General features: G+C 70.9%; 11 protein-coding genes. 9 read left to right on the top strand and 2 right to left on the bottom strand.

Annotation, left to right across the window (positions count from 1 at the left end; translation table 11 throughout):
- Positions 1-7: 7 nt before the first annotated feature.
- The 7 genes from CLT68_RS03450 (at position 8) to CLT68_RS03420 (ending at position 8,828) form a co-directional block, all read left to right on the top strand.
- Positions 8-1,252: a PP2C family protein-serine/threonine phosphatase gene (locus CLT68_RS03450; protein ID WP_486482062.1), complete on the top strand. Its 1,245-nt coding sequence runs from the start codon at positions 8-10 to the stop codon at positions 1,250-1,252.
- Positions 1,249-2,982 (top strand): sensor histidine kinase, encoded by a 1,734-nt coding sequence (locus CLT68_RS03445; protein ID WP_099848786.1) that lies wholly within the window; start codon positions 1,249-1,251, stop codon positions 2,980-2,982. The genes CLT68_RS03450 and CLT68_RS03445 overlap by 4 nt, the downstream gene beginning before the upstream one ends.
- Positions 2,979-3,431 carry a response regulator gene (locus CLT68_RS03440; RefSeq protein ID WP_088950306.1) on the top strand — a complete coding sequence of 151 codons (453 nt, stop codon included), beginning with the start codon at positions 2,979-2,981 and terminating at the stop codon, positions 3,429-3,431. The genes CLT68_RS03445 and CLT68_RS03440 overlap by 4 nt, the downstream gene beginning before the upstream one ends.
- The gene (locus CLT68_RS03435; RefSeq protein WP_099848784.1) at positions 3,424-4,233 is read left to right on the top strand and encodes an inositol monophosphatase family protein; all 810 of its coding nucleotides are present in this window, start codon (positions 3,424-3,426) and stop codon (positions 4,231-4,233) included. The genes CLT68_RS03440 and CLT68_RS03435 overlap by 8 nt, the downstream gene beginning before the upstream one ends.
- Positions 4,234-4,503: 270 nt before the next feature.
- Complete coding sequence (locus CLT68_RS03430; protein WP_099848782.1) at positions 4,504-5,508, top strand: VldE C-terminal domain-containing protein; 1,005 nt, start codon at positions 4,504-4,506, stop codon at positions 5,506-5,508.
- A gap of 36 nt (positions 5,509-5,544) precedes the next feature.
- Positions 5,545-7,107, top strand: coding sequence for a fused MFS/spermidine synthase (locus CLT68_RS03425; protein ID WP_088950303.1), 1,563 nt, complete (start codon positions 5,545-5,547; stop codon positions 7,105-7,107).
- Between the two features lie 71 nt (positions 7,108-7,178).
- Positions 7,179-8,828 carry a serine/threonine-protein kinase gene (locus tag CLT68_RS03420; RefSeq protein ID WP_099848780.1) on the top strand — a complete coding sequence of 550 codons (1,650 nt, stop codon included), beginning with the start codon at positions 7,179-7,181 and terminating at the stop codon, positions 8,826-8,828.
- A gap of 41 nt (positions 8,829-8,869) precedes the next feature.
- On the opposite strand, the gene CLT68_RS03415 is transcribed toward CLT68_RS03420, so the two are convergent.
- Together CLT68_RS03415 and CLT68_RS03410 are read right to left on the bottom strand one after the other, a co-directional pair.
- Positions 8,870-9,538, bottom strand: a complete 669-nt coding sequence (locus tag CLT68_RS03415; protein ID WP_099848778.1) for a potassium channel family protein — start codon at positions 9,536-9,538, stop codon at positions 8,870-8,872.
- 17 nt (positions 9,539-9,555) lie between these two features.
- On the bottom strand, positions 9,556-10,890 hold the full coding sequence (locus CLT68_RS03410; RefSeq protein ID WP_099848776.1) for a potassium transporter TrkG: 1,335 nt from the start codon (positions 10,888-10,890) through the stop codon (positions 9,556-9,558).
- 141 nt (positions 10,891-11,031) lie between these two features.
- On the opposite strand from CLT68_RS03410, the gene CLT68_RS03405 reads away from it, so the two are divergent.
- Positions 11,032-12,147 carry a glycerophosphodiester phosphodiesterase gene (locus tag CLT68_RS03405; protein ID WP_099848774.1) on the top strand — a complete coding sequence of 372 codons (1,116 nt, stop codon included), beginning with the start codon at positions 11,032-11,034 and terminating at the stop codon, positions 12,145-12,147.
- A 525-nt stretch (positions 12,148-12,672) separates the two neighbouring features.
- Positions 12,673-13,872, top strand: a complete 1,200-nt coding sequence (locus CLT68_RS03400; protein WP_088950299.1) for a substrate-binding domain-containing protein — start codon at positions 12,673-12,675, stop codon at positions 13,870-13,872.

Genomic DNA, 13,872 nt, shown 5'->3' with positions numbered 1-13,872 from the left:
CGCGGCGGTGACCCGGCCGACCCGGGGAGCCGGTCTGACCGGTTCCCCAGTAGTGCCGTACCCGCACGGCGGTCTGGCGCGGCATGCCAACCTGCCACCTGGCGAGCGGTTGCGGGTGCTGCTGGTGGAGGACGACGAGGGCGATGCCTTCCTGGTCGGCGAGCTGCTCGCCGAGACGAACTCGATGATCGACCTGATGATCGCCACCAGCCTCTGGGAGGCGCGGCAGCGGATCGCCGACGTCGACTGCGTCCTGCTCGACCTGGGCCTGCCCGACGCGCAGGGGTTGGACGGGCTGCGCCAGGTGCTGGAGATGTCCAGCGGCGCCGCGGTCTGCGTGCTGACCGGCCGATCGGACGAGCACCTGGGTGTCGTGGCGGTCGCCGAGGGCGCACAGGACTACCTGGTCAAGGGTCAGGTCGACGGGGTGCTGCTGACCCGGGCACTGCGCTACGCCGTTGAGCGTAAGCGCGCCGACGAGAACGCCCGACGGCTGCGCGAGGTCGAGTTGCGTCAGGCCGAGTCGGCGCGACTCGAACGCGGCCTGCTGCCCCAGCCGCTGATGACGACCGACCAGGTGGCGGTGCACACCTTCTACCGGCCCGGCCGGCACGCCGCGTTGATCGGCGGGGACTTCTTCGACGTGGTGCAGACCCGCCCGGACCGCATCGACCTGATCGTCGGTGACGTCTGCGGGCACGGGGTGGACGAGGCAGCGCTCGGCGTCGAGCTGCGGGTGGCCTGGCGGGCCCTGGTGCTCGCCGGAGTGCCGGACGACGAGGTGCTGCCCGCACTGGAGCAGGTCCTGATGAGTGAGCGCCGCCTCCAGGAGATCTTCGCGACGGTGGCCACCACCCGACTGGACCTGGATGCCAACCGGGCTACCGTCCGACTCGCCGGGCACCCGCCGCCGCTGCTGCTCTCCGGCGGGCGGGTCGCCCCGGTGCCCGCGCCCGGCGGCCGACTGCTGGGCGTACGACCCCGCCGGCCGATCGCCTACGACCTGGAGTTCGACACCGATGACTGGTCCCTGCTGATGTACACCGACGGCCTCATCGAGGGGCGGGTGGGAGCGGGCAACGAACGCCTCGACGTGCCGGGGCTGACCGGGCTGCTCGACGAGCCGGCCAACCGGTCGGTGTCGCTGCCCGAGCTGCCGGCCTGGCTGGTCGGCCGGGCCGAGCGGCTCAACGGTGGCGCGCTCGCCGACGACGTGGCCATGCTGCTGGTCAGCCGGGGTGGTGGCCGGTGAAGCCGGTGGTCGGCGGCTGGAGTCTGCGCCGCCGGGTCATCAGCCTGCTCACCGTGGTGGGCTTCCTGTTGATCGCCCTGGCCGGCGCGGAGGCGGCGATGGCCGCCCGCAACCGCACCCAGATCGACGCCGTCCTGAACGAGACCGGCCCGTTGCGGGTGCAGTCCCAGGAGCTGCTCAACGCGTTGCTCGACCAGGAGACGGCGATCCGCGGCTACGCGGTCAGCGGTGACCAGGACGACCTGATCCCCTATCGGGAAGGGCTCACCCAGGAGAAGAGCGTCACCGCCTCGATGCGAGGGCTGCTCGACAACTATCCGCAGATCAGCCAGGAGCTGCGGACCGTCGAGGACCGCATCGCGCAGTGGCGGCAGTCGGTCGCCGAGCCGGTGATCACCACCACCGAGCGCAGCGGCACCAGCGCGGGCCAGGCACTGGTCACCGAGCAGGCACGGCAGCAGTTCGACGACGTGCGCACGGCGGTCAACGACCTCCAGGAGGAGGTCCTGGCCGCCCGGGAACAGACCGCCAGGAACGTACGCACCAGCAGCAACGTGCTGGTCGTCCTGCTGATCGTCGCCGCCCTGGTGGTGGTCGTGGCCGGTGCGGTCCTGCTGCTCTCGCTGGACCGGATGGTGGTCCGGCCACTGACCGCCCTGGCCATCCAGGTCCGCGAGGTCGCCGAGGGCGACTACCAGCACCGCATCGCCACCGTCGGCCCGCCGGAGTTCATCCGGCTCGGCGAGGACGTGGACGCGATGCGTCAGAAGATCGCCGCCGACCTGGCCGAGGTGCGGGCTGCCCGCGAGCGCATCGAGTGGGTCAACAGCCAGCTCCAGAAGCAGGCCGAGGAGCTGACCCGGTCCAACCGTGACCTGGAGCAGTTCGCGTACGTGGCCTCGCACGACCTCCAGGAGCCGCTGCGCAAGGTGGCCAGCTTCTGCCAGTTGCTCCAGCGCCGCTATGCCGGGCAGCTCGACGAGCGGGCCGACCAGTACATCGCCTTCGCGGTGGACGGCGCGCAACGCATGCAGCGCCTGATCAACGATCTGCTCGCGTTCTCCCGGATCGGCCGGCTCACCACCGGTTTCGTCGAGGTCGACCTCAACAAGGTGATGGGCGACGTGGCCGGCCAGACCGAGGCCGCGCGGCAGTACGCCGACGCCGAGCTGACCTGGACGGACCTGCCGGTGATCTCGGGTGAGGAACCGCTGCTCACCAACCTGCTGGCCAACCTGGTCAGCAACTCGATCAAGTTCCGGCGCGCGGACGTCGCGCCCAAGGTGCACATCTCGGCCCGGTTGGTGGGCGCCGAGTGGGAGATCACCTGTCAGGACAACGGCATCGGGATCGAGCCGGAGTTCGCCGACAAGATCTTCGTGATCTTCCAGCGGCTGCACTCGAAGGACGCGTACCCGGGCACCGGGATCGGGCTGGCCATCGTCAAGAAGATCGTCGAATACCACGGTGGCCGGGTGTGGGTGGACACCGACGTACCGGAGGGCACCGCGATCCGCTTCACCCTGCCGGCGCTCCCGGCGGACGTGCAGGCGGCTGCCGCTGTCGACTCGGCCGAGACGCCGCCGGCCCTGGCGGCGGGCGACACGACGGCCTCGAACGAGGATCCGGCAGACTCGGCGGAGCAGTCCGGAGGGTCGGACCGGCCGGACCTGGCCGACGGGGCGCCGGAAAGCGGTAGAACGGGTGACATGAGGGAGACGGTGGGATGACCGCGCCGGCGGATGGCAAGAGCCCGATCGAGGTCCTGCTCGTGGAGGACGACCCGGGTGACGTGTTGATGACCCAGGAGGCGTTCGAGGAGCACAAGCTGCGTAACCGGCTGACCGTCGTCTCCGACGGCGCCGAGGCGCTCGCCTACCTGCGGCGGGAGGGCCAGTACGCCGACGCGGTGGCCCCCGACCTGATCCTGCTCGACCTCAACCTGCCCCGCCGCGACGGCCGGGAGGTGCTGGAAGAGATCAAGAAGGACGAGGAACTGCGCCGGATCCCGGTCGTGGTGCTCACCACCTCGCAAGCCGACGAGGACATCCTGCGCAGCTACCAGCTGCACGCCAACGCCTACGTGACCAAGCCGGTGGACTTCGAGCGCTTCATCTCGGTGGTCCGCCAGATCGACGAGTTCTTCGTCAGCGTGGTCAAGTTGCCGCCGCGTGGCTGACACCCTGCTCGACGACGTTGGCGACCTGCTCCGGGAGGCCGCCGACCAGGTCGTGCTGCCGCTGTTCCGCAAGCTCGACGACGCGGACGTTTCGGAGAAGGCGCACGGTGAGGTGGTCACCGTCGCCGACCAGCGGGCCGAGGAGCTGCTGTCGGCGGGGTTGCGCCGACTGCGTCCGGGCTCGATGGTGGTCGGCGAGGAGGGCGTCGCCGACGACCCGGGACTGCTGCGCCACCTGGGCGACGGTGGGGACGTCTGGTTGGTCGACCCGGTCGACGGCACCGCCAACTTCGCCGCTGGTCGCCGGCCGTTCGCCCTGATGGTGTCGCTGCTGACCGACGGGCGGCCGAACGCCGGCTGGATCCTCGACCCGCTCGCCGACACCCTCGCCGTGGGCTCGGCGGACGACGGCACCCTGCTCAACGGCCGACCGGTCGACACCACCGCCTCGCTGCCGCCGCTCGGCGAGCTGCGGGGCGCGGCGATGACCAAGTTCCTGCCGCCGGAGATCCGGGACCGGGTCCGCGCCGGCGGTCGACACCTCGGTGAGCTGCTGCCCGGCCAGCACTGCGCCGGCCGCGAATACCTGGACATCCTCACCGGTGAGCAGCAGTTCGTGCTCTTCTGGCGCACCCTGCCGTGGGACCACGCCCCGGGCACCCTGCTGGTCCGCGCGGCCGGTGGCGTCGCCCGCAGGTTCGACGGCGCCGACTACCACCCCTCCGACGACGGCCGCGGGCTGCTCGTCGCGGCCAACGAGCAGATCTGGGACGAGGTACGCGGCGCCCTGCTCAGCCCCTGATCCGGGCGCTGCGCGGGCTCCTGGACGCTCTGCGCGAGGCTTCTGGACGCTCTGCGCGAGGCTTCTGGACGCTCTGCGCGATGGCACTGGGACGCTCTGTCGACATCTGGGCGGCCCGGCGGTCAGGGGGATGGTCAGCAGCCCACAGTCCGGTATCGTGACCGGCGGTCTCCGCCAGCAGGCCGCCGACCGGCGCCGGCGGGGACGCCGCCGCGCAGTGGTTCACCGGGGGCCGGCGGTCGACGGAAGGACGCTTTCGTGCCCAGGACCATGCTCCACCCGCGGCTCGGTCGCCGCACTCTGTTCGCTCTGCTCGCCGCCGTCGCGCTCGTGCTCGGCGGTGCCGCCGTGCCCGCGTACGCGGAGCCCGGCGAGGGGGGCAGCAAGAAGCTGCAGGACGCGTTGGAGCTGACCGCCAAGGGGCACATAGAGGCGAAGGCCAAACTGGACAACTCCAAGCGTCGCCAGACGGCGCTGACCGGTGAGTTGGCGGCGGTCGAGGGTCGACTGGTCGGGCTGAGCGCCCAGGTCGGCGAGGTGGCCGCCCAGTCGTACCGGGTCGGCCGGCTCACCCCGGCGACCATGCTGCTCAACACCAGCACGCCGCAGGCGTTCCTGGAACGCGTCAGCGACCTCGACATGATGGCCCAGCGCGACAGCAAGCGGCTGCGTGACCTCGTCGAGACTCGGGAGCAGGCGCAGCAGGCCAAGATCGCCATCGACGCCGAGGTCCGTGAGCAGCAGAAGCAGCTCGCCGTGATGGCGAAGAAGAAGAAGGAGGCCGAGGCGGCGCTCGCCGAGGTCAGCTCGGGCAGCAGCAACGGGTTCAGCGGCGGCAGTTCCACCTCGGCGAAGCCGGCCCCGCGCAACTCGGACGGGTCCTGGCCGTCGGAGTCGTGCTCGGTGAAGGACCCGACCACCTCCGGCTGCATCACCCCGCGCACCCTGAACGCGCTCAAGCAGACCCAGGCGGCCGGCTACAAGCGGCACGTCTCCTGTAAGCGCGAGGGCGGTGGCGGCGAGCACCCGAAGGGGCGTGCCTGCGACTTCGCGGCCGCCACGAACGGCTTCGAGGATCGCAACGCGACCGGTGGCGACAAGGCGTACGGCGACAGCCTCGCCGCCTGGCACGTGCGAAACGCCGACCGTCTCGGCGTGCTCTACGTGATCTGGTACAGGCAGATCTGGCACCCCGGCACGGGGTGGCGTTCGTACAGCGGCAGCGGCAGCCCCGCCGCATCCCACACGAACCATGTTCATCTCTCGATGTACTGACCCGGAGCACCAGCTTCGCTGCGTACCATCGCGACGATGAGCACCCCACCGTCCGACGTAGCGGCCCCGCCGGCGTCCTCGGCCCCGCCCGTTGCGGTCACCGGCCGGGCGCTGCCCAACGGCCTGGCCGCCTTCCTGGTCTTCTTCTCCAGCGGCGCCGTGCTGGTGCTGGAAACCGTCGCGTTGCGCCTGGTCGGCCCCTACGTCGGGGTGACCCTCCAGGTGACCAGCTCGGTGATCGGCATCGCGTTGGCCGCTATCGCCTACGGGGCCTGGTCCGGTGGTTGGCTGGCCGACCGGCGCAACCCGCGTGGCCTGCTGGCACCGGCGCTGGTGCTGGCCGGCATCGCCACCGCCATCACCCTGCCCGTCGTCCGGTACGCCGGTGAGGTGCTGCGGGGCGGCGCGGCCAGCGCGATCCTGCTGCTGGTGGCTCTGGCCGTGTTCGTGCCGGCCGCGTTGCTGGCGGCCGTCACCCCGCTGGTCGTGAAGCTCCAGCTCGCCGACCTGCGCCGCACCGGCCAGGTGGTCGGTCGACTCTCCGGGATCGGCACGCTGGGCGGCATCACCGCCACCCTGCTCACCGGCTTCGTGCTGGTCGCCGCGCTGCGCAGCACCGTCATCCTGCTGACCCTCGCGGTCGCGCTCGGGCTGGTCGGCCTCGGCCTCGGCTGGTACCTGCGCCGGCAGGAGCCCACCGAGCTGCCCGGTCCGGCCCGGACCCGGGCCGCGCTGGCCGTGCTCGGCCTGGTCGGGGCAGGGCTGACCACCGTGGCGCCGAACCCGTGCGACATCGAGACGGCCTACCACTGCGCCCGGGTCACCGCCGACCCGGACCGGCCCACCGGACGGACGCTGCTGCTCAACTCGGCCCACCACTCCTACGTGGACCTCGCCGACCCGAAACACCTGGAGTACGCGTACACGAAGTGGATCGGCGCCGTCGCCGACGTCGCCGCGCCGGCCGGTCAGCGGCTGGACGCGCTGCACCTGGGCGGCGGCGGGTTCACCGTGCCGACCTACCTGACCGCGACCCGGCCGGGCACCGAGAACGTCGTGTTCGAGATAGACGGCGGGCTGGTCGAGCTGGGCGAGCGGGAGCTGGGCGTACGCCCGGGGCCGCAGCTGCGGACGGTGGTGGGCGACGCCCGCATGCTGGTCGTCGGCGAGCCGACGGACAGCCGCGACCTGGTGGTCGGTGACGCGTTCGGTCACCTGGTGGTGCCCTGGCACCTGGCCACCCGGGAGATGGCCGCCGAGGTCCGGCGGGTCACCCGCCCCGGCGGCGTGTACGTGCAGAACGTCATCGACTATCCACCGCTGCGGTTCATCCGCGCCGAGCTGGCCACCGTGGCGGCCGAGTTCCGGCACGTCGCGTTGATCGCGCCGCCGGAGGCGCTCGCCGAGGAGCAGGGTTCCAACTTCCTCATCGTCGGCTCCGACGCGCCGCTGCCGCTGGACGCCGTCCGCACCCGACTGAGCGAGGTGGACCCCAAGGTCAGCCTGCTGTCCGGCGCGGAGCTGACGGATTTCGTCGGTGGGGCGATGGTGTTGACCGACGACTACGCCCCGGTGGACCAACTGCTGGCTACCGCCTGAACGAGTGACAATCCTGACCGATTCCGATCCTCCGGGTGTAGGTCGGTTGCTTGTGGGCAACAACGCACACCATGGGTGGTGGGGACCGGAACGGCGCGCAACTGCTCGATCAGCGGTACCGGCTGATCGAGCAGCTCGGCGCGGGCGGCATGTCGGTGGTCTGGCGCGGGTACGACGAGGTGCTCGGTCGCCAGGTCGCGGTGAAGGTACTGGCCTCCCGGTTGGCCAGCGACCGGGCCTTCCGCCACCGGATCCGGATCGAGGCGCAGGCCGCCGCGCGGCTCTGCCACCCCAACATCACCAACGTGTACGACTACGGCGAGTCCGAGCAGGTCGGGCTGACCGTGCCGTACGTGGTGATGGAACTGATCGACGGCACCTCCCTGGCCAGCCGGCTGGGCCGGGAGAGCCAGCTTCCCTGGCGGGAGGCCATGACCATCGGCGCGGAGGTCAGCTCGGCGCTGGCCACCGCGCACGCCCGTGGTGTGGTGCACCGTGACGTGACCCCGGGCAACGTGATGCTCACGTCGACCGGGGTCAAGGTTGTCGACTTCGGCATCTCCGCGCTGGTGGGGGAGAGCGAGAAGGGGCCGGACGGCACGCTGCTGGGCACCCCCGCGTACCTCGCCCCGGAACGGCTGGACAACGGTCAGGTCTCCCCGGCCACCGACGTGTACGCCGTAGGGCTGCTGCTCTACCGGATGCTCACCGGTCGGCTGCCGTGGCAGGCCAGCACCACCACCCAGATGTTGCGGGCGCACATGTACACCGACCCGGATCCGATGCCGGAGGTGCCGGGGCTGCCCGACGAGGTGACCGACCTGGTGCGGCGCTGCCTTGCCAAGCAACCCGCGGACCGGCCGGCGACCGCCGAGGTGGCCCGGACCCTCGCCGACGCGGCGGGGATGCTGGCGGCGGTGCCGGTCTCCCCGGCCGGAGGGCCGCTGGACCCGGCCGCGCTCGCCAGCGCGGGCACCACGATCCTGCCCTGGTCGGCGGAGACCGACGCGTTGCCGATCTCCCGTACCCGCCAGCGGAACCAGAGGGTCCGCCAGCGGGTGAGCCGTCGTCGGCGGGTGGAGGCCGGGGTGGCTGCCGTCGGGCTGATCGCGGTCACCGGCGTGATGTGGGGCTTCACCTCGCGTACCCCGGCCAGCGGCGAGGGCCGGCCGACCACCGAGGCCCGGATGGGCCTGCCGGAGAAGGTGCCGTGCGAGGTGGCGTACGCGCTGCGCACGGACTCCGGCACCGACTTCGCCGCCGAGCTGACGTTGACCAACACCGGTGAGAGTGAGCTGCGGGACTGGGCGATGAGTTTCACCTTCCCCGGTCAGCAGACCGTCACGAAGGCGGAGCCCGCGCCGGTGCAGCAGCAGGGGAACACCGTGCTGGTCCGGCCGGTGGCCGAGCGCACCACGCTGGCGCCCGGCGCGGCCGAGAAGCTCACCCTCACCGGCACGTACAGCGGGGCGAACCAGCTGCCGGTCGAGTTCCGGCTCGGCGACGTGGCCTGCGGCGTACGCGTCTCCGGGGTGGCCGGCAGCACGCCGTCCACCGCCCCGGCGAGCACGGCGACCACCACGACGAAGACCCAACCCAAGGCCCCGCCGAAGGCGGCGACAGCTGGCGGCGGCCCGGGTTCGGGTGGCCCCAAGGCCAAGCCTGAGAAGCCCGGCAAGGGCAAAGGGCCGGGTGGTGGTCCGGGAAAAGCGGGAAAGTGACAAAGGGCAAGGGGAAGGGGCACGGCGGTAAGAAGTGACGGTCAGCGTCGCCCCGCGAACCGTTGCACCTGGTCGATCCCACCCTCCACGACCAGCAGCCCACCCTGCGCCAGCGCTGTGTCGTCCGAGGCGTACCGGAAACGCTCACCAGGTGCCTTCGCGCCGATCACCCGGACCCCGGAACGCTCCTCCGGGCGCAGATCGAGCAGGGTGCGCCCGACGAGCGACTCCGGCACCCGGACGGTGGCGATGGCGAAGTCGTCGTCGAACTCGATGAAGTCGAGCAGCCGGCTGACGATCAGGTGCGCCACCCGCTCGCCGGTCTCCGCCTCCGGGAAGATCACATGGTGCGCGCCGACCGACGACAGGATCTTGGCGTGTTTCTGCGAAGTGGCACGCGCCCAGATCTGCGGCACACCCAGCTCGACCAACGCCAGCACGGTGAGGACGCTCGCCTCCACCGACGCCCCGATGGCCACCACCGCCCGGCCGAAGCTGGTGACGCCGAGCTGCCGCAGCGCACCGTCCTCCGTCGCGTCGGCCTGGACCACCCGGTCGAGCTGCGCCGAGAAGCGCTGCACCTGATCCGGGTTGCGGTCGACGGCCAGCACCTCGCGGTCCATCCGGTTGAGCGATGCGGCCAGATGGCAGCCGAAGCGACCCAACCCGATCACCACGATGCCGCCGCCGTCCGATCGTCTCGCCGACACCTCGACCCTCCTCGCTCCTAGCCGACAATGGGTTGTTCCTGGGGGTAGCGGTAGAGCCTGCGCCGGGTGTTCAGGGCGATCGCCGACCCGACGGTGAGCGGCCCGACCCGGCCGATGAACATCAGCACGGTCAGCACCAGCTGGCCGCTGGCCGGCAGCTCGCTGGCCAGACCGACGGTGAGCCCGGTGGTGCTGAACGCCGAGGTGACCTCGAACAGGGCTGCGACGAACCGCACGCCCTCGGTGAGCAGCAGCAGGAGCATGGTCCCGGCCGTCACCAGCGCGACGCTGAGCAGGGCCACCGTCACGGCCTGCCGCTGACTCGCGGTGGCCACCCGGCGGTGCCCGACCGTCACGTCGGGCTCGCCGCGCAACTCGGCCCAGATGGTGAACGCGAGCAGGAAGAACGTGGACACCTTGATGCCGCCGGCCGTGCTGGCGCTGCCACCGCCGATGAACATCAGCACGATCAGCAGCGGGTAGCTCTCCTCCTGGAGGTCGGCGATGTTCAGCACGTTGAAGCCACCGGTGCGGCTCAACGCGATCTGGGTGAACGACGCGAGCACCTTGCCCCCGACGTCGTACGAGCCGATGGTGCTGGCGTTGGTCCACTCGGCGGCGAGCAGGCCGACGAAGCCGAGCAGCAGCAGGACCACGCTGCCCCAGATGGTCAACTTGGTGGCCACCGCCCAGCCAGCCGGCTTGCGCCATTCCCGGGCGGCCTCGAACAGGGCGGGAAACCCCAGCCCACCGACGATGGCCCCGAACACCAGCGGCAGCGACACCCACGGATCACGGTCGAAGGCCAGCAGACCCTCGGTGTAGAGCGCGAAACCACCGTTGTTGAACGCCTGGACGGCGTGGAACACGCCCGACCACAGGGCCCGTCCGGGCGGATAGTCGTACGCCCACCAGAGGCGGCCGGCGACCACAGCGGTCATCACGGCCTCGCAGGCGAAGACGGTGACCGCGATCCGGCGCAGCAGCCGGCCCACTTCACCGATGCCGAACTCCGCCGTCTCGGCCTGCACCAGCAGCCGGTTACGCAGGCCGAGCTGGCGTGAGACCACCAGGATGACCAGCGCCGCCGCCGTGAGGATGCCGAGACCACCGAGCTGGGTGAGCACGGTGATCACCACAAGGCCGGCGCCGGACCAGTAGTTGGGGGTGTCGTTGATCGCCATCCCCGTCACCGACACCGCCGACGTGGCGGTGAACAACGCGGTGACCAGGGGTGGACGCTGATGCTCGATGGTCGACCAGCGGGTCATCAGCAGCCCGGTGCCCAGCAGGATCGGCACCAGGAACCCCAGCGGCACCAGCCGCACGGGGTTGCGGAAAAACCGGCGCACCAGACAATCTTCCTTTCCCGCCCGTCGCCGGGAGCGGGAACGCTCATTCCGGAGATTCACCTCCCGGCCAACCCTCGACCAACTGCCGGCCAATCCGGGGCGGTCTCCTGAAGCGGCTCACCCCGACGACAGGAGACGGCGTTGCGACGTACCCTTTCGACCCTCGGCCTGGCCGGCGTGCTGCTCGCAGCCGCCGCCATGGCCGTGCCCACCATCGCCGCCGCCGAGCCCTCGACCGGCGCGGACCGCACCCGGGCGAACGACCGGCCGATCGTGATCGGTCACCGAGGTGCCAGCGGCTACCGGCCGGAACACACCTTGGAGGCGTACCGGCTGGCGATCCGGATGGGCGCCGACTACATCGAGCCGGACCTGGTGTCCACCTCCGACGGCGTCCTGGTCGCCCGGCACGAGAACGAGATCTCCGGCACCACCGACGTGTCGACGCACCCGGAGTTCGCGGCCCGCAAGGCGACCAAGACCATCGACGGTGTCGCCGTGACCGGCTGGTTCACCGAGGACTTCACACTGGCCGAGCTGAAGACGCTGCGGGCCAAGGAACGACTGCCGCAGGTCCGCGTGGCGAACACCGCGTTCGACGGTCGCTTCGAGGTGCCCACCCTCCAGGAGGTCATCGACCTGGCCCGGACCGAAGGGCGGACACGGGGCCGCACCATCGGCATCTACCCGGAGACCAAGCACCCGACCTACTTCACGTCGATCGGCCTGCCGTTGGAGGAGCCGCTGCTGCGGGTGCTGCGGCAGAACAAGCTGGACCGCAGAAACTCGCCGGTCTTCATCCAGTCGTTCGAGACGGCCAACCTGCGACGGCTGAGCCGGATCACCGACGTGAAGCTGGTCCAACTGCTCGACGCCGCCGGCCGCCCGTACGACTTCACCGTCGCCGGTGACACCCGCAGCTACCAGGACCTCGTCACGCCAGCCGGGCTGAAGTGGATCGCCGGGTACGCCGACGGCATCGGGGCGAACAAGAACCTGCTCGTGCCCCGGGACGCCACCGGCGCCCTGCTTGCCCCCACCAACGTGGTGCGCGACGCGCACCGTGAGCGGCTGCTCGTGCACTCCTGGACGTTCCGCGCGGAGAACCAGTTCCTCCCGGTGGACTTCCGGATCGGCACCGACCCCAACGCGCGCGGCGACATCACCGCCGAGTACGAACTCTTCCTCGGCCTGGGCCTGGACGGCGTCTTCAGCGACCATCCGGACACCGCCGTCGCCGCCCTAGCCGGAAACTGACCTCTCTGCCCCGTCGGCGGGGAACCTGCCGCCACCGAGCCCACCTCGGCCCGGAGCTGATCCGCTCCGAGCCGACCGCCGGGCCGATCACGCCCGGCCCACCCGCTGGCCCGCCGTCCGCCACCCGGACGGCGGGCCAGCGACACATCCGGGGTCCGGACGCGGCAGCAACTTCACCGATGTTGCTGCCTTGCGGCGGGTTGAGACAGCAACAACAGGGAAGTTGACGCGATCTTCGCCTGCTCGACGGTCATCTGCGCTGCCCGCGCCCGGCGGCCCACGACGGTCCCTGTGGTTGACCGATCGGGGCAGATGGGGCGAGGCGACACAGACCTCGGGTGGTCCGTGGAGGTTCAGGCCACCGGGAACGCCGGCTCTCCGGTGACCGTGCGGCCCGTTGTAACCCCCGGCCACCTCATTCCTGTTACTTGTGTGTTTCCGCCACATAGCTCGTGGGTGACGTCACTTCTAGCGTGAGCCGTCACGAAGAAGTTCTCTCCCTCCGAGTCCTCATGTGGAGTCGCAATGACGGTCCGGACGACGCGGCGGGTGTTCCTCTCCGCCGCCACGATGATGGCCGCGGCGCTGGCCGCCACGGCCTGTGGTAGCCCGCAGGACACCGCCACCGGCGGCGGCGACAACGCCGCGCCAGTCAAGGTCGGCCTGGTGTACTCCCAGTCGGGTGCCCTGGCCAGCTACGGAAAGCAGTACATCGAGGGTTTCAAGGCGGGGCTGGACTTCGCCACCAAGGGCACCGGCAAGGTCGGTGACCGGAAGATCGAGTTGACCGAGGTCGACGACGCGGGCGACCCGGCCAAGGCGGTCTCCGCCGCGAAGGACCTGATCGGCAAGGGCGCGAAGATCATTGCCGGTTCCACCGCCTCGGGCGTGGCGCTCCAGGTCGCGCCCATCGCGGCGCAGAACAAGGTGCTGTTCATCTCCGGCCCGGCCGCCACGGACGCGGTGACCGGCGCGAACAAGTACACGTTCCGCTCCGGCCGGCAGTCCTACCAGGACGTGGTGACCGCCAAGTCGTTCATCGGCGACCCGGCCGGCAAGAAGGTCGTGGTCTTCGCCCAGGACGGCGCGTTCGGTGACGCCAACGAGGCAGCCGTCAAGGCCGTCATCGGCAGCGCGGGCGCCACCGTGAGCAGTGTCCGGGCGCCGGCCAGCGCCACCGAGTTCACCCCGTTCGCCAGCCAGATCAAGGCGGCGAAGCCGGACCTGCTGTTCGTGGCCTGGGCGGGCACCACCGCCCCGGCGATGTGGCAGACCCTCGACCAGCAGGGCGTGCTCTCGTCCACCACTGTCGTCACGGGCCTGGACATCCGCGCCTCGTGGCAGACCTTCGGCACCGCCGGCGCCAAGATCTCCTTCCTGTCGCACTACTTCGACGGTGCCAGCGACACCGAGGCCAGCAAGGCATTGAAGGCGAAGGTCACCACCATCGACCTGTTCCACCCGGACGGCTTCGCCGCCGCCCAGATGGTGGTCCGCGCGGCGCAGGAGGGCGGGGACGACGTCGACAAGATGGTCACCGCCCTGGAGGGCTGGAGCTTCGACGGGGTCAAGGGCAAGATGACCATCCGGGCCGCCGACCACGCGCTGCTCCAGCCGATGTTCCAGGCCAAGCTGACCGGCAGCGGCACCGAGTTCACGGCCACCGCGCAGAAGAGCCTCACCGGTGACGAGTCCGCGCCACCGGCCGTGGCGATGAAGGGCTGA

The sequence above is a fragment of the Micromonospora sp. CNZ299 genome (assembly GCF_002754415.1).
This window is presented reverse-complemented; position numbering and strand designations above follow the sequence as displayed.

What these genes read in the sequence shown, in the direction of transcription:
- CLT68_RS03420 (WP_099848780.1), top strand. Translation starts at nt 7,179, where the DNA reads ATGGGTGGTGGGGACCGGAACGGCGCGCAACTGCTCGATCAGCGGTAC.
- CLT68_RS03425 (WP_088950303.1), top strand. Translation starts at nt 5,545, where the DNA reads ATGAGCACCCCACCGTCCGACGTAGCGGCCCCGCCGGCGTCCTCGGCC.
- CLT68_RS03430 (WP_099848782.1), top strand. Translation starts at nt 4,504, where the DNA reads ATGCTCCACCCGCGGCTCGGTCGCCGCACTCTGTTCGCTCTGCTCGCC.
- CLT68_RS03400 (WP_088950299.1), top strand. Translation starts at nt 12,673, where the DNA reads ATGACGGTCCGGACGACGCGGCGGGTGTTCCTCTCCGCCGCCACGATG.
- CLT68_RS03440 (WP_088950306.1), top strand. Translation starts at nt 2,979, where the DNA reads ATGACCGCGCCGGCGGATGGCAAGAGCCCGATCGAGGTCCTGCTCGTG.